At 74.1% G+C, this 23,301-nt stretch carries 20 protein-coding genes; 13 read left to right on the top strand and 7 right to left on the bottom strand.

Annotation, left to right across the window (positions count from 1 at the left end; translation table 11 throughout):
• The first annotated feature begins 18 nt into the window (after positions 1-18).
• Positions 19-951: a cupin domain-containing protein gene (locus tag ACFWI8_RS13200; protein ID WP_387089692.1), complete on the top strand. Its 933-nt coding sequence runs from the start codon at positions 19-21 to the stop codon at positions 949-951.
• A gap of 141 nt (positions 952-1,092) precedes the next feature.
• On the top strand, positions 1,093-2,067 hold the full coding sequence (locus ACFWI8_RS13205; RefSeq protein WP_387089694.1) for a beta-ketoacyl-ACP synthase 3: 975 nt from the start codon (positions 1,093-1,095) through the stop codon (positions 2,065-2,067).
• An 18-nt stretch (positions 2,068-2,085) separates the two neighbouring features.
• Here ACFWI8_RS13205 and ACFWI8_RS13210 read toward each other — a convergent pair whose 3' ends face one another.
• On the bottom strand, positions 2,086-2,454 hold the full coding sequence (locus ACFWI8_RS13210) for a cupin (protein ID WP_387089697.1): 369 nt from the start codon (positions 2,452-2,454) through the stop codon (positions 2,086-2,088).
• A 141-nt stretch (positions 2,455-2,595) separates the two neighbouring features.
• Between ACFWI8_RS13210 and ACFWI8_RS13215 the strand changes: the two genes are divergently transcribed.
• The 7 genes from ACFWI8_RS13215 to ACFWI8_RS13245 all read left to right on the top strand — a co-directional run bounded on the left by ACFWI8_RS13215 (position 2,596) and on the right by ACFWI8_RS13245 (position 12,756).
• On the top strand, positions 2,596-3,354 hold the full coding sequence (locus tag ACFWI8_RS13215; RefSeq protein WP_387089699.1) for a sirohydrochlorin chelatase: 759 nt from the start codon (positions 2,596-2,598) through the stop codon (positions 3,352-3,354).
• 37 nt (positions 3,355-3,391) lie between these two features.
• The gene (locus tag ACFWI8_RS13220) at positions 3,392-4,684 is read left to right on the top strand and encodes a deoxyguanosinetriphosphate triphosphohydrolase (RefSeq protein WP_387089701.1); all 1,293 of its coding nucleotides are present in this window, start codon (positions 3,392-3,394) and stop codon (positions 4,682-4,684) included.
• Positions 4,685-4,820: 136 nt separating this feature from the next.
• Positions 4,821-6,089 (top strand): NAD(P)/FAD-dependent oxidoreductase, encoded by a 1,269-nt coding sequence (locus ACFWI8_RS13225; RefSeq protein ID WP_387089704.1) that lies wholly within the window; start codon positions 4,821-4,823, stop codon positions 6,087-6,089.
• Between the two features lie 89 nt (positions 6,090-6,178).
• Positions 6,179-7,114, top strand: a complete 936-nt coding sequence (locus tag ACFWI8_RS13230; protein WP_387089707.1) for a nitroreductase family protein — start codon at positions 6,179-6,181, stop codon at positions 7,112-7,114.
• 41 nt (positions 7,115-7,155) lie between these two features.
• Complete coding sequence (locus tag ACFWI8_RS13235) at positions 7,156-8,898, top strand: pyruvate dehydrogenase (RefSeq protein WP_311599363.1); 1,743 nt, start codon at positions 7,156-7,158, stop codon at positions 8,896-8,898.
• Between the two features lie 371 nt (positions 8,899-9,269).
• On the top strand, positions 9,270-11,189 hold the full coding sequence (gene dnaG, locus ACFWI8_RS13240) for a DNA primase (protein ID WP_387089710.1): 1,920 nt from the start codon (positions 9,270-9,272) through the stop codon (positions 11,187-11,189).
• Between the two features lie 532 nt (positions 11,190-11,721).
• The gene (locus tag ACFWI8_RS13245) at positions 11,722-12,756 is read left to right on the top strand and encodes an RNA polymerase sigma factor (RefSeq protein WP_387089828.1); all 1,035 of its coding nucleotides are present in this window, start codon (positions 11,722-11,724) and stop codon (positions 12,754-12,756) included.
• On the opposite strand, the gene ACFWI8_RS13250 is transcribed toward ACFWI8_RS13245, so the two are convergent.
• The 4 genes from ACFWI8_RS13250 to ACFWI8_RS13265 form a co-directional block, all read right to left on the bottom strand.
• Entirely contained in the window at positions 12,744-13,958 is a 1,215-nt protein-coding gene (locus tag ACFWI8_RS13250; protein ID WP_387089713.1) for an acyltransferase family protein, read from the bottom strand. The genes ACFWI8_RS13245 and ACFWI8_RS13250 overlap by 13 nt on opposite strands.
• A 155-nt stretch (positions 13,959-14,113) precedes the next feature.
• Positions 14,114-15,535 (bottom strand): FGGY family carbohydrate kinase, encoded by a 1,422-nt coding sequence (locus tag ACFWI8_RS13255; protein ID WP_387089716.1) that lies wholly within the window; start codon positions 15,533-15,535, stop codon positions 14,114-14,116.
• Between the two features lie 551 nt (positions 15,536-16,086).
• On the bottom strand, positions 16,087-17,289 hold the full coding sequence (locus ACFWI8_RS13260; protein WP_387089719.1) for a cation:proton antiporter: 1,203 nt from the start codon (positions 17,287-17,289) through the stop codon (positions 16,087-16,089).
• A 94-nt stretch (positions 17,290-17,383) separates the two neighbouring features.
• The gene (locus tag ACFWI8_RS13265; RefSeq protein WP_387089722.1) at positions 17,384-17,863 is read right to left on the bottom strand and encodes a cation:proton antiporter regulatory subunit; all 480 of its coding nucleotides are present in this window, start codon (positions 17,861-17,863) and stop codon (positions 17,384-17,386) included.
• A 150-nt stretch (positions 17,864-18,013) separates the two neighbouring features.
• Between ACFWI8_RS13265 and ACFWI8_RS13270 the strand changes: the two genes are divergently transcribed.
• The 4 genes from ACFWI8_RS13270 to ACFWI8_RS13285 are packed head-to-tail and all read left to right on the top strand — an operon-like array spanning position 18,014 to position 22,094.
• Positions 18,014-18,616 carry a helix-turn-helix domain-containing protein gene (locus tag ACFWI8_RS13270; protein ID WP_387089725.1) on the top strand — a complete coding sequence of 201 codons (603 nt, stop codon included), beginning with the start codon at positions 18,014-18,016 and terminating at the stop codon, positions 18,614-18,616.
• On the top strand, positions 18,613-19,947 hold the full coding sequence (locus tag ACFWI8_RS13275) for an MFS transporter (RefSeq protein WP_387089728.1): 1,335 nt from the start codon (positions 18,613-18,615) through the stop codon (positions 19,945-19,947). The genes ACFWI8_RS13270 and ACFWI8_RS13275 overlap by 4 nt, the downstream gene beginning before the upstream one ends.
• Positions 19,948-19,956: 9 nt before the next feature.
• Positions 19,957-21,162 (top strand): sensor histidine kinase, encoded by a 1,206-nt coding sequence (locus ACFWI8_RS13280; RefSeq protein WP_387089731.1) that lies wholly within the window; start codon positions 19,957-19,959, stop codon positions 21,160-21,162.
• Between the two features lie 8 nt (positions 21,163-21,170).
• Positions 21,171-22,094: an NADP-dependent oxidoreductase gene (locus ACFWI8_RS13285; protein WP_387089734.1), complete on the top strand. Its 924-nt coding sequence runs from the start codon at positions 21,171-21,173 to the stop codon at positions 22,092-22,094.
• Positions 22,095-22,113: 19 nt separating this feature from the next.
• Here the strand turns inward: ACFWI8_RS13285 and ACFWI8_RS13290 are convergent, their stop codons facing one another.
• A complete protein-coding gene (locus tag ACFWI8_RS13290; protein ID WP_387089737.1) occupies positions 22,114-22,557 on the bottom strand; it encodes a hypothetical protein in 444 nt (147 codons plus the stop codon).
• Between the two features lie 95 nt (positions 22,558-22,652).
• A complete protein-coding gene (locus ACFWI8_RS13295) occupies positions 22,653-23,267 on the bottom strand; it encodes a TetR/AcrR family transcriptional regulator (RefSeq protein ID WP_387089740.1) in 615 nt (204 codons plus the stop codon).
• Between the last annotated feature and the right edge of the window lie 34 nt (positions 23,268-23,301).

Consider the following 23,301-nt stretch of genomic DNA (forward strand, 5'->3'; position numbering starts at 1 on the left):
CCCGTCTAGGCTGGTCACATGGACGTGCTGGGGAGCCTGCTGGCGGGGCCGCGCGCCCGCGGGGCCTTCCTGATGCGGGTGCTGCTCGACCCGCCGTGGGGCGTGCTGGCGCGCGACCGGGCGCCCTTGACCGTGCTGTGCGTGACGCGCGGCCTCACCTGGCTGGTGCCGGAGGGCGGCGCTCCGGTGCGTCTCGAACAGGGCGACCTCGCGGTGCTCTCCGGTGGCGCGAGCTGCCTGGTGGCGGACGACCCGGCCACCGCGCCCGAGGCGTTCATCGAACCGGGCGGGTGCGGGGTCGGCCCGACCGGCGAGGACCTGTGCGACGCGCTCGACCGGGGCGTGCGCACCTGGGGCTCGGGCGGCGCGGGCGCGACCGAGCTGCTGGTCGGCACCTACCAGCTGGCGGGGGAGGTCACCGGTTCGCTGCTGCGGGCGTTGCCGCCCGTGGCGGTGGTGCGGGAGGGCGAGTGGGACTGTCCGCTGATGCCGGTGCTCGCCGCCGAGATCGTGCGCGACGAGCCGGGGCAGGACGTGGTCCTCGACCGGGTGCTCGACCTGCTGGTGATCTCCGCGCTGCGCGCCTGGTTCGCCCGGCCGGAGGCCGAGGCGCCAGCGTGGTACCGGGCGTACGGCGATCCCGTGGTGGGTGGGGCGCTGCGGCTGATGCGGGACCACCCGGCGCACCCGTGGACGGTGGCCTCGCTGGCCGCCAGGGTCGGCGCGTCCCGGGCCGCCCTCGGTCGCCGCTTCACCGCGCTGGTCGGTGAGCCGCCGATGACCCATCTCACCGGCCTGCGGCTCGACATGGCGGCCGAGCTGCTGCGCGCGCCGGACGCCACCGTGGAGTCGGTGGCGCGCCGGGTCGGGTACGGCAGCGCGTTCGCGCTCAGCACCGCCTTCAAGCGTGAGCGCGGAATCAGCCCGAGCCAGTTCCGCGACGGGGCGTGACGTTCGCGGCAGCCGGCCGATCGTCGGGCGATTTCCGCGTCGCGGTGGCCGAACTCGGGAATCCTTTTACCGGGCGGCGCGAGCACTCCAGATATAGTCGGCTGGATCTCGGACGCTGTCTCTGACAGGAAATTGAACATAATGGCGACCATCGCACTTTCCCCTGCGGCCCCGGGGGCGCGGATCGTTTCCCTCGGGCATTTTCTCCCGGCCACCGTCCTCACCTCCGAGGAAGTCGCGTCCAGGCTCACCGTGGACGCCGAATGGATCGTGTCAAGAACCGGCATCAGGGAACGCCGCATCGCGGACAAGGGCGAGACCGTCGCCGACCTGGCGACCGCGGCCGCCCGGCGGGCGCTGGAGAAGGTGCCGGACGGCACCGTCGACACGGTGCTCGTGGCCACCTCCACGCCGGAGTCCACGATGCCGAGCGTCGCGACCCGGGTCGCCGGCCGGCTCGGCCTCCCCGAGCCCTCCGCGTTCGACGTCAACGCCGCCTGCGCGGGCTTCTGTTACGCGCTGGCCACCGCCGACTCGCTGATCCGTACCGGGGCCAGCCGGGGCGTCCTGGTCGTCGGCGCGGACAAGGCCAGCGCCTTCCTCGACTGGGCCGACCGCGACACCGCCGTGCTGTTCGCGGACGGCGCCGGCGCCGCCGTCCTCCAGCCGGCCGAACAGCCGGGCATCGGCCCGGTGTTGTGGGGTTCCGCGGGTGAGCGCGGCGAGTTGATCACCATCGACGCGACCGACGGCGTGCTCCGGCAGAACGGTCCCGCGGTCTACCGCTGGGCCAGCGGTCTCGGCCCGATGGCGCGCCGGATCTGCGACCGGGCCGGCATCGCGCCCGACCAGCTGGCGGCCTTCATTCCCCACCAGGCGAACCTGCGCATCATCAACGCGCTCGCGACCCATCTGAAGCTCAGGGAGGAGAACTACGTGGCCACCGATGTCGTCGACACCGGAAACACGATGGCGGCCACCATTCCGCTGGCGTTGTCCCGCATGAGTGAAAAGCGCTCGGTCGCCGATGACGAAGGCGTACTGCTTTTCGGATTCGGGGCCGGACTCTCCTATGCCGGTCAGATCATCACACTGAATGGATTGGCGCGCGGCTGACGCTTTCCCGTGCCACCGCTACGCGGGGTGGCTCTCCCGTCGGGTGTCGTATACGACCACCGGCTCCGGGCTGGCCGTCACCGAGGTCAGCAGCACCACCGAGTCGTCCATCGCCCGGAGCCCGTGCCGCGTCTGCGGGATCTTCATCAGCTGCCCCGAGCGCAGCTCCACGTCGCCCTCGGCGGCGACGAGCCGCACCCGGCCGCGCACCACCTGGAGGCTGGCGGCCGGCGGGGCGGCGTGCTCCTCGAGCTCCGCGCCGGCGGTCAGCGCGATCACGCTCTGCCGCAGCGGCCCGTCCCGCAGGAACAGGTGGGCGCTGCGGCCGTGCTCGGCGGCGTGTGCCAGGGCCAGGTGCCGCTCGGCCAACTCGGTGAGGTCGTCCATGCCTCCATGCTGCCGGGCGCCGCGCTCCCCGCAACTCCAGAGGGGTGCTCAGCCCGCGCCCCGGGGGACCGTGAGCACAGCTGTGGCCATTGGTGACGTCCAGGCAATGTCCCCGCAACGGAACGGGCTCACGCTGGCGGCATGAGCAGCAGCCGCCCCCAGCCGACCCTGGTCGCCGTCGCCCATGGCTCCCCCGACCCCCGCGCCGAGCAGGCCGTGCGCGCGCTGGTCCGGCGCGTCCGCGCGCTACGAGCCGGGCTGCGCGTCGAACTCGGCCACCTGGAGAACGACGAGCCGCTGCTGACCGACACCCTCGCCGCGCTGCGCGGCCGGGCCGTGCTCGTGCCGCTGCTGTTCAGCCGGGGCTACCACGTCAAGCACGACCTCCCCTCCGTGCTGGCCGGCGCCCCCCACCTGCGCACCCGCACCGCCGCCACGATCGGCCCACACCCGCTGCTCGCCGAGGCCCTGCACAGCCGGCTCGTCGAGGCCGGCTACCGGCGCGGCACCCCCGTGGTGCTGGCCGCGGCCGGCTCCAACGACCCCGAGTCGAGCGCCGGCACCGAGTACACCGCGCAGATGCTCGCCACCCGCCTCGGCGGCGTGCCCGTGCTGCCCGGCTACGCCTCGGCCGCCCGGCCCACCGTCCCCGAGGCGGTGGAGCGGCTGCGCGAGGCCGGACACCGGGAGATCGCCGTCGCCTCGTGCTTCGTCGCGCCCGGGCTGTTCGCCACCCGCTGCGCCGAGGCCGCGCCCGGCGTGGTCGCCGCGCCGCTCGGCAACCACCCCGCGCTGGCCAGGCTGCTGCTGCACCGCTACGACCGCGCCGTCGGCGTCCCCAGGCCGGCGGCCGGCCGCCCGGGCGGCGCGCGCCACGCCAGCCTCGCCTTCGCGCCCTGACCCGCCCCCTGTCACCCCCGGGGGTTACGGTCGGGGCATGCACCAGGCGAGTGGATACGCGGCGGCCGACGCCGAGCGCTACGACCCGGAGCCCGACAAGCGCCCCGGGCGCACCGCCTTCCAGCGCGACCGGGCCCGCGTCCAGCACTCGGCCGCGCTGCGCCGGCTCGCCGGCAAGACCCAGGTCGTCACCCCGGACGCCGCCGACCGTCACCACCTGTGGGACACGGCGCCCCGCACCCGGCTCACCCACTCCCTGGAGTGCGCCCAGATCGGCCGCGACCTCGGCGCCGCCTTCGGCTGCGACCCCGACATCGTCGAGGCCGCCTGCCTGGCGCATGACCTGGGCCACCCGCCGTTCGGCCACAACGGCGAGCGGGCCCTCGACACCATCGCCGCCGCCGCGGGCGGCTTCGAGGCAAACGCCCAGTCGCTGCGGCTGCTGACCAGGCTCGAACCCAAGCGGCTGCGGGAGAAGGACGGCCACCCGCTGGGCCTCAACCTGACCCGCGCCACCCTGGACGCCGCCACCAAGTACCCCTGGCCGCGCGGCGCCCACCCCACCAGGCCCGACTCGCCCAAGTACGGCGTCTACCCGGACGACCTGCCCGTCTTCCACTGGCTGCGGCACGGCGCCGCCCCGGCCGGCGCCCGCTGCTTCGAGGCCCAGGTGATGGACTGGTCGGACGACGTCGCCTACTCCGTGCACGACGTCGAGGACGGGCTGCACGCCGGCCACCTCGACCCCACGCTGCTGGTGGCCGGGCCCGAGCGCCGCGAGGTGTTCGCGGTCGCCGCCGCCCGCTACGCGCCGGACGGCACGGCCGAGGCCGAGCTCGCCGCCGCCCTCGACCGGCTGCTCGCCCAGGAGTGGTGGCCGCACGGCTACGACGGCAGCGCCCTGTCCCTGGCCCGGCTCAAGGACGCCACCAGCCAGCTGATCGGCCGCTTCTGCCTGGCCGCCGAGCGCGCCACCCGTGAGCGGTACGGCCCGGGGCCGCTGCGCCGCTACGCCGCCGAGCTCGTCGTCCCGCCGGCCACCCGCCTGGAGTGCGCGGTGCTCAAGGCCGTCGCCGACGTCCACGTGATGCAGCGCCCCGACCAGGAGCGGCTGCGGGGGCGGCAGCGCGAGCTGCTCGCCGAGCTCGGCGCGGCCCTGCTGGCCCGTGCCCCCGTCGGCCTCGACCCCCAGTACCGGGCGCTGTTCGCCGCCGCCGGCGATGACCGGGAGCGGCTGCGGGTGGTGGTGGACCAGATCGCCGCGCTGACCGACGCCGCCGCGCGCTCCCTCCACGCGCGGCTCACGCCCGGGGGCCGCTCCCCCGAGTGATACGGGGCGCCCGGGGCGGACGTGGCCTTCTTTTCGTCGCCGCCCTTTTGCGAGGCCCCCTGCTCGGGGCAGTCTCCTGGGAGATCCGCCCCCGGAGCACGCGGGGAGCGGCAGGCAGACGCTCAGGAGGCGTTGCGTGGACGGAGCACACCGGACGTTTCTGATCATCGGCGGCGGTCTCGCCGGGGCCAAGGCGGCCCAGACGCTGCGGGAGGAGGGGTTCTCCGGGCGGGTGATACTGATCGGCGACGAGCACGAGCACCCCTACGAGCGGCCCCCGCTGTCCAAGGACTACCTCGTCGGCCGCGCCGAGCGGAACAGCGTCTACGTGCACGAGCCGTCCTGGTACGCGCACCACCGCGTCGAGCTCCACCTGGGGCAGCCGGCCGTGGCCATCGACCGGCAGGCCCGCGAGGTGCGGCTCGGCGACGGCACCCGGCTGTCCTACGACGCGCTGCTGCTGGCCACCGGCGCCGAGCCGCGGCGGCTCGACGTGCCGGGCACCGAGCTGGCCGGCGTGCACCACCTGCGCCGGCTGGCGCACGCCGACCACCTGCGCGGCGTGCTGACCGGCGGCCCCTCGGGGGACGACCCGGGCCTGGTGATCGCCGGCGCCGGCTGGATCGGCCTGGAGGTCGCCGCCGCGGCCAGCGCCCTGGGCGTGCCGGTCACCGTCGTCGAGCCGGAGCCCACCCCGCTCCACGGGGTGCTCGGCCCCGAGCTCGGCCGGTTCTTCGCCGACCTGCACGGCGACCACGGGGTCCGGTTCGTCTTCGGCGCCCGGCTGACCGAGATCACCGGCAAGGACGGCATGGTCGCCTCGGTGCGCACCGACGACGGCCGTGAGCTGCCGGCCCGCGCCGTGCTCGCCGCCATCGGCGCCGCGCCCCGCACCGCGCTGGCCTCGGCGGCCGGCCTCGCGCTGGCGGCCGAGGCCGGCGGCGGCATCGCCGTGGACACCTCGCTGCGCACCAGCGACCCGCTGATCTACGCCGCCGGCGACGTGGCCTCCGTCGCGCTGCCCGAGCCGGGGACCGGCCGCCGCCGGGTCGAGCACTGGGCCAACGCGCTCAACTCGGGACCCGCCGCCGCCCGCGCCATGCTGGGCCGGGACGTCACCTACGACCGGGTGCCGTTCTTCTTCTCCGACCAGTACGACGTCGGCCTTGAGTACTCGGGCTGGGCCCCGCCCGGCGCCTACGACCAGGTGGTGTTCAGGGGGGACGTGGGGAAACGCGCCTTCATCGCCTTCTGGCTGCGCGAGGGCCGGGTGCTCGCCGGCATGAACGTGAACGTCTGGGACGTCACGGACCCCATCCAGCGCCTGGTCAGATCGCCGGAACCGGTGGACCCGGCGGCCCTGGGGGACCCGGAGACGCCGCTCACCTCGTTGCTCGCCGAGTGAGGCCGAATGAGCTAGCCTTAAAAAAGACGCTTATAGGGCAAATCGGGTGATAGGTGATGGGTGGCGGCGCTCCTGACGGAAGGAGCCGAGTGCGGGCGAGAACCCCGGGGAAGCAGACCGTGACCTCCCTGATCAGGGCGGCCACGGCCGCGCCCTCCCTGCACAACGCCCAACCCTGGCGCTTCCGCTACCTCAGCGAGAGCGGCGTGGTGCAGGTCCGCGCCGCCCTCGACCACGCCCTGCCACACTCCGACCCGCACGGGCGCGCGCTGCACATGGGCTGCGGCGCCGCCCTGCTCAACCTCCGGGTCGCCGCAGCCCACGCCGGGTTCGACGCCGACACCACCCTGCTGCCCGACCGCTACGACCCGCGACTGCTCGCCACCGTCACGCTGGTGAGCGGGGCCGACGGTGAGGACGGGCCCGGGTCCGGGCTCGGCGAGCTCTACGACGAGATACGCCGCCGCCGCACCAGCCGGCTCCCGTTCTGCGACGAGCGCGTCCCCGACCCCGTCCGCGCCCACCTGCGGGACGCCGCCGAGCGCGAGGGCGCCCAGCTGCACTTCCCCTCCGCCTGGCACACCGAGACCGTGCTCGACCTGATCCACGACGCCGAGGGTCGCGACCTCGCCGACCCGGGCCGCTCCGCCGAGCTCTCCGAGTGGACCGAGACCCCGCCGGGGCACGACTTCACCGGCCGCCCCGTCCCCGCCGAGCTCCACGACACCTCCGCCGTCGAGTACGAGGAGGCCCCGCAGCTCGCCCTCCTCGGCACCGCCGAGGACCGGCCGACCGACTGGATCAGGGCCGGCCAGGCCCTGGAGCGGGTGCTGCTGCTCGCCACCCGCGAAGGGCTCTCCACCGCGCTCAGCTCCGAGGCCGTCGAGTGGTCCGACCTGCGCTGGACCGTGCGCGACCCGCTCTCCTCGATGGGCCAGGTGCACGTCGTGCTGCGCCTCGGATACGGCCCGCCGGTGCCGGCCACCCCGCGCCGCCCGGTCTCCCAGGTGCTCCACATCGACTGACACATCAGGCGATTCCGGTGCATCGGGGGTAAGTTCGCCCTATGGCGAAACAGACCGTGGCCGAGCAGTACGTCGACATCCTCGTCCGCTCCGGTGTGCGCCGGCTCTACGGCGTCGTCGGCGACAGCCTCAACCCCGTGGTGGACGCCGTCCGCCGCAACTCCGCCATCGACTGGATCCAGGTCAGGCACGAGGAGGCCGCCGCCTTCGCGGCCGGCGCCGAGGCCCAGGTCACCGGCCGACTCGCCGCCTGCGCCGGCTCCTGTGGCCCGGGCAACCTCCACCTCATCAACGGCCTCTACGACGCCCACCGTTCGATGGCCCCGGTGCTCGCGCTCGCCTCCCACATCCCCAGCTCCGAGATCGGCACCGGCTACTTCCAGGAGACCCACCCCGACCAGCTGTTCCGCGAGTGCAGCCACTACTGCGAGCTGATCTCCAACCGCCGCCAGATGCCGCGCGTCCTGCAGACCGCCGTCCAGCACGCCATCGGCCGTGGCGGCGTCAGCGTCGTCGCGCTGCCCGGCGACATCGCCGCCGAGCAGGTGCCGGAGCGCGCCGAGGAGCACGCCCTGGTCACCAGCCGCCCGGCCGTCCGCCCCTCGGACGACCAGATCGACGCGCTGGCCAGGATGGTCGACCAGGCGCGCCGCGTCACCCTGTTCTGCGGCAGCGGCACGGCCGGCGCGCACGCCGAGGTGATGCGCTTCGCCGAACGCGTCAAGTCGCCCATCGGCCACGCGCTGCGCGGCAAGGAGTTCATCCAGTACGACAACCCGTTCGACGTCGGCATGAGCGGGCTGCTCGGCTACGGCGCCGCCTACGACGCCACCCACGAGTGCGACCTGCTGATCCTGCTCGGCACCGACTTCCCGTACAACGCCTTCCTCCCCGACGACGTGCGGATCGCCCAGGTCGACGTCCGCCCCGAACACCTCGGCCGCCGCTCCACCCTCGACCTCGCCGTCTGGGGCGACGTCAAGGAGACCCTGGACTGCCTCACCCCGCGCGTGAAGGAGAAGAAGGACCGCCGCTTCCTCGACCGGATGCTGCGCAAGCACGCGGAGGCGCTGGAGGGCGTCGTGCACGCCTACACCCGCAAGGTCGAGAAGCACGTGCCGATCCACCCCGAGTACGTGGCCGCCGTCCTCGACGAGGAGGCCGCCGACGACGCCGTGTTCACCGTCGACACCGGCATGTGCAACGTCTGGGCCGCCCGCTACCTCACTCCCAACGGCCGCCGCCGGGTGATCGGCTCCTTCAGCCACGGCTCGATGGCCAACGCCCTGCCCCAGGCGATCGGCGCCCAGTTCACCGACCGCCGCCGGCAGGTCGTCTCCATGTCGGGCGACGGCGGATTCGCCATGCTGATGGGCGACTTCCTCACCCTGGTCCAGTACGACCTGCCGGTGAAGGTGGTCCTCTTCAACAACTCCTCGCTCGGCATGGTCGAGCTGGAGATGATGGTGTCCGGGCTGCCGGCGTACGGCACCACCAACCGCAACCCCGACTTCGCCGCCATCGCCAACGCGGCCGGCGCCCACGGCATCCGCGTCGAGAAGCCCAAGGAACTGCGCGGCGCGCTGCGCGACGCGTTCCGCCACCGCGGCCCTGCCCTGGTGGACGTCGTCACCGACCCCAACGCGCTGTCCATCCCGCCCAAGATCAAGGCCGAGATGGTCACCGGCTTCGCCCTCTCCGCCAGCCGCATGGTGCTGGCCGGCGGCGTCGGCCGGATGACGCAGCTGGCCCGCTCCAACCTCCGCAACATCCCCCGGCCCTAGGGCCTGTCCTCCGGATCTTCGCGGGCTCGCGACGGGCCCCCAGCCATGGGGGTCCCCCCGGACGGAGTCTGGGGGAGGCTGGGAGGTGCCCCCAGGCATCCCGGCTGGCCGCGTTGCCCCACGCCGCGGAGCGGCATATCGACGCCGCGCGCGAGTACGGCCAAGTACGAGCTGCGCCGCGGCCGACGTGCGGCTCCGCCGCGTGGGGCGCCTTGCCAGCGAATGGGGGCACCTCCCTGGGGGCACCTCCCAGCGTTAGCTGGGGGCCGTTAGCTGGGGGAGCCATCCGCCGCTCGCTGATCCACGAAGATCCAAAGGACAGGCCCTGGGCGACGGTCCCGGCTGTCGGCGGCCGGTCGTAGACTTCTGACGTGGCGGGCAGGATCAACGACGAGGACGTGAAGGCGGTCAGGGACGCGGTCCCGATCGACGCCGTGGTCTCCGAGTACCTTCAGCTGCGACCCGCCGGCGGCGGGAACCTGAAGGGCCTGTGCCCCTTCCACGACGAGAAGTCCCCCTCGTTCCAGGTCAGTCCGAGCAAGGGCCTCTTCCACTGCTTCGGCTGCCAGGAGGGCGGCGACACGCTGACCTTCGTCATGAAGGTCGAACACCTGTCGTTCGCCGAGTCCGTCGAGCGGCTGGCCGCCCAGGCCGGCATCACCCTCCGCTACGAGCAGGGCGGCTACGGCGTCGGCCGCCAGCAGGGCGAGCGCACCCGCCTGATCGAGGCGCACAAGGTCGCCGCCCAGTACTACGCGGAGCAGCTCGCCTCGCCCGAGGCCGAGATCGGCCGCCGCTTCCTCACCGAGCGCGGCTTCGACCAGGCCGCCGCCCAGCACTTCGGCGTCGGCTACGCCCCGGCCGGCTGGGACCACGCGGTCCGCTTCCTGCGCGGCCGCGGCTTCACCGACAAGGAGCTCATCCTCTCCGGCATCGCGCAGGACGGCAGGCGCGGCCCCATCGACCGCTTCCGCGGCCGGCTGATCTGGCCCATCAGGGACATCACGGGCGAGGTGATCGGCTTCGGCGCCCGCCGGCTCCGCGACGACGACAACGGGCCCAAGTACCTGAACACGCCGGAGACCCCGATCTACCGCAAGTCCCAGGTGCTCTACGGCATCGACCTGGCCAAGCGGGACATCGCCAAGAGCAACCGGGCGGTCGTCGTCGAGGGCTACACGGACGTGATGGCCTGCCACCTGGCCGGTGTCCCCACCGCGATCGCCACCTGCGGCACCGCCTTCGGCGGCGAACACGTCAAGATCCTCCGCCGGGTCCTGCTCGACAACTCGGACGCGCACAGCGCGGGCGAGGTCGTCTTCACCTTCGACGGGGACGCGGCCGGCCAGAAGGCCGCGCTGCGCGCCTTCGAGGACGACCAGAAGTTCGCCGCCCGCACCTCCATCGCCGTCTCCCCGGACAACATGGACCCGTGCGAGCTGCGGCTCGCCAAGGGCGACGAGGCCGTGCGGGAGCTGGTCGACTCCGGCACGCCGCTCTTCGAGTTCGCCATGCGCTCCATCGCCGCCCGGCACAACCTGGACACGGTGGAGGGCCGCGCGGCGGCCCTGGAGCACGCGGCACCGCTGATCGCGCAGATCAAGGACCCGTCCATCCGGCACGACTACGGCGTCCGGCTCGCCCACATCGTCGGCAACCCGGACACCCAGTTCGTGATCCGCCGCATCGGCCAGCTGGCCCGCTGGGGCCGCGAGCGGCAGCGGGCCGCCGGCGGCGAGGCCAGGCGCCAGCCGCAGCCCGAGACCCCGGCACCCGCCGCCACCGCCCGGCGCGGCGGCCCCCCGCTGAACCTGCGCAGCCCGGTCTACGTCCAGGAGCGCGAGCTGCTGAAGTTCGCGATCCAGTTCCCCCAGCTCGTCGCCCCCGCCTTCGACGCCTACGGCGTGGACGAGTTCACCGCCCCGCCCTATGCGCTGATCCGGGGCCTGATCGCGGAGGCCGGCGGGGTCGGCGCCGCGGACGACGGCTACCTGGAGCGGCTGCGCGACGCCGCCCCCGACGACACCGTCCGCGTCATGATCAACGAGCTGGCCGTGGAGTCCGTGGTCGCCTCCCGCCGGCAGCGGGAGCTCGACCACCTGGCCGGCCACTACCTCGTCGAGGTGCGGCTCGCCGCCGTCAACCGCCGCATCGAGGACCTGGAGTCGGCCGCCAGACGCGCCGAGGCCCAGTCGGGCAACGCCCAGGCGGCCGCCGACATCCGCCAGGAGCTGTGGACCCTCGTCCAGTACCGGACCGCTCTGAAAGAGCGGGGCGTGGCCGCGCTCTAACCCCGCCGCGGTGGCGCCGCGGTGGCGCCGCACTGCGGCGCGGAGAGCCGCGCGGGTCCGGCGGGCACCGCGGCGCCGGGCCGTACCGCGCCTCACGGCGCCGTGAGGCGCCGTGCCACGGCGCTCCGCGCCGAGCCGGGGCGCCTGCGCCAGCCGGCGCCGGACCGCCAAGGCAGCCCGCGCTGCGGCGCGGACCGGCACCGGGCTCGTCGACCGGGCGCCGCTGTGCCGCCGAGGCACTCCGGCGCGCGGGCCCCCACCGGGGGCCTTGGCGCGGCCAGCGAGCCATGCCCCGATAAACCGGCGGGAAGAACCCACCCCACAGAACCCCCGGAGGGACCCCGCGAAACCGCCGGAGGCAACCCGCCGGAGGCGTCCCGTAACCAGCGAGACATAAAAAGGGCACGCACGACCCTCGTGGACGGAGTGTGCCGTACCGCACACTGGGGGCGGTGCCGCTCCGTCGTTCCGTCTGATCGTGTTCTCCCCGTGCTCTTCCCGTGCTTCCCCCGCGTGTTCTCCTCGTGCCGCGATCACTGGAGGTCGCCCCGTGCAGACCGAGACGCTCATCAGCGCGGCCCCGGCCGCCGTCCGTGACCCCGGGGCCCCGCCGCTGACGCGCCCGCGGCTCGACGCCGGGGGCGGTGGTACGACCGCCGGCACGGGCGACCTGTTCCGCCAGTACCTGCGCGAAATCGGCCGAATACCGTTGCTCACCGCGGCCGACGAGGTGGAGCTCGCCCGCCGGATCGAGGCCGGACTGTTCGCCGAGGAGAAGCTGGAGTCCGGCGTCGGCCTCGACGATCAGCTGGCGCTCGACCTCGACCGGCTCATCGTGCGCGGCCGGTTGGCCAAGCGGCAGCTCATCGAGGCCAACCTGCGGCTGGTGGTCTCCGTCGCCAAGCGCTACATCGGGCGCGGCCTCACCATGCTCGACCTGGTGCAGGAGGGCAACCTCGGCCTGATCAGGGCCGTCGAGAAGTTCGACTACGCGCGGGGATTCAAGTTCTCCACCTACGCGACCTGGTGGATCAGACAGGCCATGTCCCGCGCCATCGCCGACCAGGCCCGCACCATCCGGGTGCCGGTGCACGTCGTGGAGCTGATCAACCGCGTCATCAGGGCGCAGCGCCGGATCCTCCAGGAGCGCGGCCACGAGCCGAGCCCCGCGGAGGTCGGGGTGCTGCTCGGCCTCACCCCGGCCCGGGTCATCGAGATCCTGCGGCTCGCCCAGGACCCGGTCTCGCTCCAGGCGCCGGTCGGCGACGAGGACGACGTCAACCTGGGCGACCTGATCGAGGACGCCGACGTGCCGTCGCCCGCCGAGTCCGCCGCCTTCCTGCTGCTGCGTGAGCAGTTGGAGGCCGTGCTCTCCACCCTCGGGGACCGGGAGCGGCGGGTCGTGGAGCTGCGCTACGGACTGCTCGACGGCCGGCCGCGCACCCTGGAGGAGATCGGCCGGCTGTTCGGCGTCACCAGGGAGCGCATCCGGCAGATCGAGCACAAGACGCTGAGCAAGCTCCGCGACCACGCCTACGCCGAGCAGCTGCGCGGCTACCTGGACTGAGCGGCCGTGCTGCTCGCCGGCTCGGCCGCGGGGGCGGGGACCGCGGCCCCGGTGGCCGGGCGGCGCGGTCTCGCCCAGCGCTCCATCGCCGGCCGCTCCACGAAGCGGTACAGCGCCCAGGTGGCGGCCAGCGTCAGGGCCGCCATCAGCAGCACGTAGCCCAGCGCGACCGGCGTGGCGTAGGCCGCGCCGGGACCCGCGACCAGCTGCGTGACGTACATGATCACCACGTAGTGGCTGAGGTAGCAGGCGTAGGTGCGCTCGCCGGCCGCCACCATCCAGTCGCTGCTCAGCCAGCGCCCGCGGCCGAGCAGGTCACGGTGGGCGAGTGCGGCCACCACCAGCGCCACAGGTCCGGCGGACAGCGGCCCGAACGTGAAGACCGCCGGCATCTGGAGGGTCAGCAGGACCGTCACGAACGGCAGCGCGGCGACGTGGCGCAGCCGCGGTGGCCGCCAGCCCTCGGCGATCAGCCGGGCCAGCAGCATCCCGATCAGGAACTCCGGCAGCCGGGAGACCGGGAAGACGTACGCCAACCAGTACTGCTCCAGGGAGATCTGCGGCATGCCCGGCACCGGCGCGGGCGCCGGCAGCAGCCACTGCGCCACGCAGGGCACGCTCGCCGCCGCGGCGACCATCGCCAGCGTCCAGGCGCCGAGCCTGGCCCTCGGGATGGCCCGCACCCACCTGATCAGCACCGGGAACAGCAGGTAGAACAGCACCTCGCAGGCCATCGACCAGGTCACCGGGTTGGCGGCCACGATGAAGTCGCCGCTGGGCACCCAGACGTGCACCAGGAACAGGTTGGCCAGCACCGCCCCGGGATGCCACGGCCCGTCCCCGACGGACAGCTGCGTGCCCACCCCGCAGGCCGCCACCAGGACGGCCGCCGCCGCCAGGCACAGCACATGGTTGGGCACCACCCGCACCAGGCGCCGCCGCCAGAAGCGGCGGGCCGGCTCGCCCGGCCTCGCCGTCCAGGTCATCACGAAGCCGCTGAGCAGGAAGAACAGCGTCACGGCGACGGTGCCGGTGGACGCCATCTCGCCGAAGAAACGTTGCAGCTTGGGGTCGGCGAACAGTCTGGGGGCGTCGAGGGCGTGGGCCGCGAAGACGACGAGGCAGGCGAGGAAGCGCACCCCGGTCAGCGACGGCAGATGCCGGGGCAGGCCCGGCGGACGGGTGGAACGGGCGACGGCCATCGAGACGACCCCTCTTGCGAACGTGCCCCGCGACCGCGCGGAGCCGGACGGTGCGACCTTTTCCAAGGAGAACCGCCCAGCAGGGCGCCGGGCACCCTAAACCACCCCAACGAGCGGACCGGAGGGTCGACGCGGAGACGGCCGGGAGCCGAGGGTCAGTCGAACGCGCCCGGATACGTCTCGTCACGCACCGCCGCGTACTGCTGACGCACCGTCGCGCCCACCGCCGCCTCGTCGCCCGGCTCCAGCGTCTCGCCGGCGGCCGATGGCCAGGCCGGCGGCTCGTCGGCGGTCAGCGTGCCCCGGTCGACGCCCTGCGCCCAGGCGGCCTGGCGGGCGGCGCCGAGCGCGGTGTAGTCGGCCGGCTCGGGGACCACGACCGTGGCGTCGAGCAGCGACGGGGCCAGTGCCCTGACCGCGGGCAGCTCCGCCGCCTGGCCGAGCAGGAAGACCCGCTCGATCACCACCCCGCGCCGGCGTAGCACGCCGGCCGCGTCGGCGAGGCCGCACAGCATGCCCTCGAACGCCGCCCGCGCCAAGTGCTCCGGCTTCATGCTCTCTCGCCGCAGCCCGGTCAACGTGCCGGAGGCGTGCGGGAGTTCGGGGGTGCGCTCGCCGGCCAGGTAGGGCAGGAGCACGAGACCGTGCGCGCCGGGCGTGGAGCGGAGCGCGAGCTCGGAGAGCCCGGGCAGGTCGACGCCGAGCAGCTCGGCGGTGCCGCGCAGCGTGCGGGTGGCGTTGAGGGTGCGCACCACCGGCAGGTGGTGGCCCGTGGCGTCGGCGAAGGAGGTGATGGTGCCGGTGGGGTCGGTGAGCGCCTCGTCGTGCACCGCGCAGACGGAGCCCGTGGCGCCGAGCGAGACGACCGCGTCGCCAGGGCCGACGCCGAGCCCGAACGCGGCGGCCATGGTCTCCCCGGTGCCGGCCGAGATCAGCAGGCCCTCCGGGGTGTGCCCGGCCGGCTCGGCCGGGCCGAGCACGTCGGGCAGCTCCACCGGGTGCCCGATGGCCAGCTCGGCCAACTCGTGGCGCCAGGACTCGGATACCGCCGACCAGTAGCCGGTGCCCGAGGCGGCGCCCCGGTCGGTGGTCCAGCGCTCCGGCCGGCCGAGCAGCTGCCAGACCAGCCAGTCCTGGGCCTGGAGCACGGCGAAGGACCGCCGCGCCGCCTCCGGCTCGGCGCGCCCGAGCCAGCGCAACTGCGTGACGGGGTGCGTCGGTTGGGGCACGGCGCCGACGGCCTCCGCCCACGCGGCACGCCCGCCGAGCGCGTCCACCAGACCGAGCGCCGCGGCACGCGCGCCCTCGTTCCCGCCGGTGAGCGCCGGCCGCACCGGCTGCCCCTCGGCGTCCAACGCGACGACGCCGAGCGGCTGCGCGGTCACCCCGATCGCCGTGACGTCCTCGAGCACCCCGCCGTCGGCGGCCTCACCCAGCGACAACAACCAGGTACCGGGGGTCGGTTCGTCCGCCGGATGGGGAGCCTGGCCCTGCCGGAGTATCCGTCCGGTCTCCGGGTCACAGACGACGATGCGGGTGTGGGTGGACGAACTGTCGAGGCCGGCGACTATTCCCATGAAGCCAGATGATGCCCTATCCGTCCCGTTGAGCGGCTCATATCGTCATTCCGGTGTCCATCTCCGGTCAACGGCGCGCAGCGAGCCGCGAGCCGCGCGCAGCGCGGAAGAGGGCGGCTGGCCCCCGACCGTTGGTGGCCCGCCCGGCGGCGGAGCCGCCTTGGCGCAGGCCGCCAGGCCGGTGTCCCGCGCGCAGGGCGGGGCCACTTCGGGCCGGCCCGCAGGGGCCGCCCCCGGCGCGGAGCGCCGCCAAGGGGGCCGCCAGGGCCGAGTTATCCCCACCCGCCAGGCCGGTTGTCCCGCGCGCAGCGCGGAGCCGCTCCAGGCTCGGCCCGCAGGGCCGTCCCCGGCGCGAAGCGCCGTCAGAGGGGCGGGTGGGCGGGGAAGAACCTCGCCCGCAGGCGGGCCGCCAGGCCCGGCCCGCAGGGCCGAAAGAGGGCGGGCGGTGGGGAGAAGCCCGGCGCGCAGCGCCAAGGCGCCCGGTGGCGCAGCCGCCGCCCAGCCCAGGTGGGCGGGGGGAACCACGTCGCCGAGGCCGCCCCGCCCAGGGGCTACGCTCCGGATTCCGCCGCCACCACCGTCGCCGTCGCGCGTCGCTCGGCGCGCCGCTCCCGCAGCCGACTGGCGACCGGCTCGGTCCACCGCGTCGCGAACGGCCCGACGATGACCAGTATCAGTACGTACGCCGTCGCCACCGGCGCGATCCGCGGTTCGGTCGCCGCGGCCAGGCCCGCTATGACGATGGAGAACTCGCCGCGCGCCACCAGCGCGCCGCCCGCCCGGAAGCGGCCGCGCGGGCCGATGCCGGCGCGCCGTGCCGCCCACCAGCCGGTGGCGATCTTGGTGCCGGTCGTGACGATGGCCAGCAGCAGCGCCGGCACCAGCACCGGCGGGATCGCCGTCGGGTCGGTCGACAGGCCGAAGAAGACGAAGAAGACGGCCGCGAACAGGTCCCGCAGCGGGGTGAGCAGCCGGCGCGTGTTGTGCGCGACCTCGCCGGAGAGCGCGATGCCGACGAGGAAGGCGCCGACCGCCGCCGAGACCTGGAGCTGCTGCGCCACGCCCGCGACGAGCAGCGTCAGGCCGAGCACCACGAGCAGCAGCATCTCCGGGTTGTCGGAGGAGACGGCCTTGCTGATGAACCGCCCGTGCCGCAGCGCGACGTAGAACGCGATGCCGGCGGTGCCGAGCGCGATGACCAGGGTGAGGCTGCCGCTGGCGAGGCCGACGCCCGCCAGGACGGTGGAGAGGACCGGCAGGTAGACCGCCATGGCCAGGTCCTCCATCACCAGGATGCCGAGGACCACCGGTGTCTCGCGGTTACCGAGACGGTTGAGGTCGGTGAGGATCTTGGCGATGACGCCCGATGAGGAGATGTAGGTGACGCCCGCCAGCGCGAGCGCGCCGACCGGGCCCCAGCCGAGCAGCAGCCCGGCCACCGCACCCGGGGTCGCGTTCAGCACCAGGTCCACCAGTCCCGAGGGGTACTGGGTCTTGAGGCTGTCCGCCAACTCGGTCGCGGTGTATTCCAGGCCCAGCATGAGCAGCAGCAGGATGACGCCGATCTCTGCGCCGATCTCGATGAAGTCCTCGGTCGTGGAGAGTGGGATCAGGCCGCCATGACCGAAGGCCAGCCCTATCAGGAGATAGAGCGGGATGGGGGAGAGGCCGAGCCTGCCGGCCAGTCGTCCCACGAGCCCGAGGCCCAGGACGACGGCCCCCAGCTCGATCAACATGGTCGTGGTGTCGTGCACGCTCACCGCACCTTTCGGTTGTCAAGGTCATTCGCACGAGCGTCGGCGCACCGACGTCGTGTATCCGTGGCCCAGGCGACCGACAGCGCGGAGATCAGGCTCCTGCGATGATGTCGGCCAGGTCGGCGACGCCCTCACGGGTGCCGACGACAAGCAACGTGTCGCCCGCCTCGAGGCGGAAGTCCGGCCCCGGCGACGGGTGCGCGCCGGTCCTGCGCAGCACCGCCACGATCGAGGCGCCCGTCCTGGTGCGGGCCCGGGTGTCACCCATCGGGCGCCCGCGGTAGGGCGAGTCGGGCTCGATCGGGATGCGCTCGGTGACCAGGTCGAGGCCGAGTTCGCCGTCGTGCAGCGTGACGGTCGGCTTCTGCGGGGCGAGGATCGACGCCAGCCGGGCGGCCTCCTCCTCGTCCAGGGCGACGGTGCCCTGACAGGAGTCCGGGTCCTCCGGGTCGAAGAAGCCGATGAAACGCCGGCCGTCCTCGTGTGCCACGACGGAGATGTGTCGTCCGTCCCGTGACGCGATGTCGTACTGGGTGCCGACGCCCGGCAGGGGGGTGCGTCGCGTGCCCATGCTGATCTGCCTCCTCAACCGCGGTCGCAGTGAGCATAACGCGGGAGGCAGCACGTTTGTTCTGGAGATTGGCCGGAACTGGCCCGTTTACCAAAGATCCCTTCGCAAAGGAACCTTTGCAAAGAGATCTTGGCGATCTACCGTGGCCACATGAAGGAACCCGAGGAAACGCGCGCCGCGGAGCGGGTCGTGCTCGACGGCAGGGGGCTGCGTGCCCTGTCCCACCCGGTGCGGGTGCGGCTGGTCGGCCTGCTCCGGCAGCACGGCCCCGCCACCGCCACCCAGCTCGCCCGCCGGCTGTCCCTGAACTCGGGGGCCACCAGCTACCACCTGCGGCAGCTCGCCGGGGCCGGCTTCGTCGAGGAGGACACGGAGCGGGGCAACGCCAGGGACCGCTGGTGGCGGGCGGTGCACCAGCTCACCGCCGTGGAGCCCGAGCTGGTGGCGGCCGAGCCCGAGGCGGCCCAGGCCTTCCTCCAGTCCGTGGCGGCGGCCCATATCCTGCGCCTCCAGCAGGGCCTCAACGAACTGGCCACCATGCCGCGCGACTGGGGACCGGCGTTCCACCTCAGCGACGTGACGCTGCGCCTCACCCCTGAGCAGGCGTGGGAGGTCGGCCGGGAGCTGTGGGCGGTCCTCGACCGCTACCGGGAGGAGAACCGGCGGCACGCGGACGAGCCCGGCCGGGGGAGCGTCGCCGTCCAGTTCCACGTGCTGCCCGACTTCGCCGGTGACGAGGAGCGCGAGGCGTGAGGGCCAGGGCCCTCGTCGGCCTGCTGGCCGCCGTCTCCGTCTCGCAGCTCGGCACCAAGATCTCCGCCGTCGCGCTGCCCTGGTTCGTGCTGGTCACCACCGGCAGCCCGGCGCAGACCGGGCTCGTGGCGTTCTGCGAGATGACGCCGTACGTGCTGGCCAAGGCGCTGTCAGGACCGCTGATCGACCGGGCGGGGCCCCGGGTCACCTCCTGGACCACCGACGTGGTCAGCGCCGCCGCCGTGGCCGCGATCCCGCCGCTGCACGCCGCCGGGCTGCTGCCGCTGTGGCTGCTGCTCGTCCTCGTCGCCCTGGTCGGCGTCACCCGGGGGCCAGGCGACCTCGCCAAGCAGGTCATGGTCCCGGAGGCCGCCGACCGCGACGGGGTGCCGCTGGAGCGGGCCACGGGCCTGGCCGGCGTCGCCGAGCGGCTGGCCGGCACGGTGGGCCCGGCAGGGGCCGGCGTGCTGGTGGCGGTCCTGGACGCGATGGCCGCGCTGGTCGTCAACGCGGTCTGCTTCGCCGCCGGTTCGCTGCTGATCGCGCTGACCCTGCCGCGTGGCATGGGCCGCGGCCGGCCCGCCGCACCGGAGACGGCCGAGGCCGCGGGGGACGAACCGGCCGGGTACTGGCGGCGGTTCGGGCAGGGGTTCGCTTTCCTGCGCCGCGAGCCGATGCTGTTGGCGATCAGCCTCACCGTCGCCGTCACCAACCTCCTCGACGCCGCCTACAGCAGCGTGCTGCTGCCCGTGTGGGCCGAGGCGTCGGGGCACGGCCCCTCGGCGATCGGTCTGATCGGCGCCGTCTTCGGCGGCACGGCCGTGTGCGGCAGCCTGCTGGCCGCCGTGATCGCCCACCGACTGCCCCGACTCCCGCTGTTCTTCGGCGGCTTCCTGCTCGCCGGCGCGCCCCGCTTCGTGATCCTGGCGCTCAGCGTCTCGGCCGGCGCGCCGCTGTGGTCGGTGCTCGCGGTGTGCGCCGTGGGCGGGTTCGGCTCGGGATTCCTCAACCCCATCATCGGCGCGGTGGTGTTGGAGCGCATCCCGCGCCACATGTTGGGCCGTGTCCAGGCGTTGTTCACGTCGCTCGCCTGGTCGGGCATCCCGCTCGGCGGGTTGGTCGGCGGCGCAGCGGTGGGCGCCGCGGGCCTGGTGCCGGTGCTGCTGGTCACCGGCCTGCTGTACTTCCTCACCACCAACCTGGCGGCGCTGCGCCCGGAGTGGCGGCGGATGGACCGGGAGCGCGCGGCGGCCAGGGCCGGCCAGGCCGATCGCGGCGATCGCGGCGATTCGGCCACGGCTTGTCACGGCGCGGCCACCGGATCGGGTTAGTGTCTGGGCGTGTTGTTGACGTATGCCGGGCGGGCGGTGGGTGACAGGTTCGGGCCGGCGCGCCTGCTTCCGCTGTTCGTCGGCGTCGGCTATCTGCTGCTCGTCCAGCGGGCCGAGCCGGAGGCCGCCGACTGGTTCGTCACCCTGGCCGCCGGCGCCCTCTTCCTCGGCGGCGGCGCCTGGCCGCTCGCGGTCTCCATCGCCCAGAGCCTGTTACTGGTGCTGGCCCACCCCCTGGTGTCCACCACCCCGGTCGCGGCCAAGGTGATCGCCAGCGTGGCGCTGCTCGAACTCGCGGTGCGCCGCCCGCCCCGCGAGGCGGTGCTCGGCACCGCCGTGCTGATCACCGCCTACGTCCTGCTGATCAAGGACCACGAGACGGTCACCGGGATGCTGGCCGCCGGCTACCGGGTCGTGGTGGTGGCCGTCGCCCCGCTGCTGCTCGGCGCCTATCTGCGCGCCACCGGCCGGGCGTTGGCCCAGGCGAAGGCCAGGGCGCGGGAGGCCGAGGAGCGCCGCGAACTCGCCGCGCACAGTGCCCGTCTCGCCGAACGCACGGAGCTGGCCCGGGAGTTGCACGACCTGGTGGCGCACCACGTGTCGTCCATGGCGCTGCGGGTCAACGTGGCCCGTGCGGTGCTGCCCGACCTGGACCCCCGGGTCCGCGGGGTGTTGGACGACGTCTACGGCTCGGCCACCACCACACTCGCCGACCTGCGCCGGCTGGTCGCCGTGCTCCGCGACCCGGCGGCCGTCGCGCCCGAGGGCGGCCCGCCGCTGGTCGTCGAGCCGGCGGAGCTGCCGGCCGCCGTGGCCGCGGTCGTGGAACGCGGCACCCAGGCCGGGCTCCGGGTGCGCGCCCACGTCGATCCGGCCATCACCGGACTCGACGCGGTCCGTGGTCTCGCCGTGCTGCGCGTGGTCCAGGAGGGCCTGACCAACGCCACCAAACACGCCGGCTCCGGCAGCAGCATCACCGTCGAGGTGACGGTCACGGATGGTGACGTCCGGGTCGAGGTGAGCGACGACGGCGGCCCGGCCGAGGTGTCCAGCGACCTGCCGCAGGGGCCGGGATTCGGCCTCGTCGGGCTGCGCGAGCGCGTCGGTCTGGTCGGCGGCACGCTCACCGCCGGGCCGCACGCGGGCGGCTGGCGGCTGTGCGCCGAGCTGCCGGAGCGCGTCCCGGGTGGTGCCCCCTCGGCGACCGTCCCATAGTGGGACATATGTCCAGAGCTGTGAGATTCGACGAGTACGGTGACGTCGACGTGCTGCGCGTGGACGAGGTGCCGCGCCCCGAGCCGGGCCCCGGGGAGGTCGTGGTCCGGATCAAGGCCGCCGGCATCAACCCGGGTGAGGCCGCCATCCGCCGCGGCCTGCTGCGCAAGCGCTGGCCCGCCACGTTCCCCTCGGGGCAGGGCAGCGACCTGGCCGGCGTCGTCACCGAGACGGCACCCGACGTGCGGCAGTTCGACCGCGGCGACGAGGTGCTCGGCTTCACCAACCACCGGGCCAGCCACGCCGAGTACGCGGCGGTCGAGGCCGACCAGCTGATCCGGCGGCCGACCGACGTCTCCTGGGCCGAGGCCGGCTCGCTGGCGATCGTCGGCACCACCGCCTACGCGGCGGTGCGCGCGGTCGGCGTGCGCCGGGGCGACACGGTGGTGGTCTCGGGCGCGGCCGGCGGAGTCGGCACCCTCGCCTGCCAGTTGGCGCGCAACCTGGGGGCCACGGTGATCGGCCTGGCCAGCGAGGACCACCACGGCTGGCTCTCCGACCACGGGATCCTGCCGGTCAACTACGGCGAGGGCGTGGCCGAGCGGATCAGGGCGGCGGCGGGCGGCACGTCACCCGACGCGTTCATCGACACCTACGGCGCCGACTACGTGCGGCTCGCGATCGAGCTCGGCATCCCTCCCGAGCGGATCGACACCATCATCAACATGGCCGACGCCGAGGAGTACGGCACCAAGATGGAGGGCAGCGCCGCGGCCGCCGACGCCGGGGTGCTGGCCGAGCTCACCGCGGCCGTCGAGGACGGCAGGCTGCACGTCCCGATCGCCAGGACCTACCCGCTGGACGACGTCCGCGAGGCCTTCCGCGACCTGGAACGGCGCCACACGCTGGGCAAGATCGTGCTGATCCCCTGACGCGTGGCGCCGGGGAGCCTCACAGGCCGGGGATCTCCCCGTCGGCCACCCGCTCGTAGGTCTGGCCGAGGCCGCTCTCCCACTCGACGGTCAGCGTCTCGCCCTCCCGCGTGACGGTGGCGACGGTCCACTCCTCGTCCGCCGTGTCGCAGCTGAAGCTCACGCTGTCGTCCCGCAGCGTGCCGCTGCAGAAGGCCGTGTCCATGTCGAAGGCGATGGCCTCGGTGAACGAGACCAGGTCGCCGTAGAAGGTGAGCACGCTGTCGGAGTCGTCGAGCCCGGTCGCCCAGGTGCCGTCGAGCACCCCGCCCCCGGCCTCGCCCTCCGACGGGGCCGTCGCGGTCTCCTCGTCGGTCGGCTCCTCGTACTCCGTCACGCCGGTGAACGGATTCTCGTCGGAGCAGCCGCCGAGCAGCAGCGCCCCCGCCGCCGCGAGCGCGGGCAGCGCCAGCCTCGAAACCACGCGTCTTCTCATCATGTCCCCCCGGACGTCATCCCGTTGGAGCGGGTCGTGTCCCCGGCAGGGTAGTGGCCCGCCGGCCGGTTCGACCCCGCCCGTCACGCGGTCTTCTCGGCCGGACGGCGCGCGGCGAGCGAGTCCAGGTGCCGGGCCAACACGTCCTTCGCCCAGCCCTGGTCGGCGTCCGCCGGCTCGCGCAGCAGGTGCGCGGCGAGGCCGTCGAGCAGCGCGTGCAGCCGCGCCGCCTCCAGGTCGAGGTCCGCGCCGGGCGCCAGGTCGACGCCGTTGTCCAACTCGCCGACCAGCCGGCGGCACGTCCGCCGCGTCGCTCCGTGCGCGGCGTCCCGCGGCCCGCGCAGCGCGGCGTCGGTGCGCGCGGCGTCGCACAGTGCCAGGTACGCCTCCGACTCGGCGCGCCGCTCCTCGTCGAGTGGCAACATCCCGCGCGCGGCGGCCTCCACGGACTCCCGCGCGGCGCCGGGCGGCCGCGGCGCGGTGGACCGCTCCGTGAAGCGCTCGGCGACCATCTCCAACGCGAAGAGCAGCAACTCCCGTTGGCTGGCGAAGACATGGCGCAACGAGCCGGCCGAGACACCGGCCTCGGCCGCCACCCCGCGCACCGAGGCACGGCCGATCCCGTCCCGCACGATGACCCGCCAGGCGGCGTGCGCGATCTCCCGGCGCCGCTCGCCGCGGTCGATGAGTCTGGGCATGGGGGTAGAGGTTAAGCCACCATGATCACCGATC

Origin of the sequence: Streptomyces sp. NPDC127098 (genome assembly GCF_042722465.1) — a bacterium.
Lineage (GTDB): Bacteria > Actinomycetota > Actinomycetes > Streptomycetales > Streptomycetaceae > Streptomyces > Streptomyces millisiae.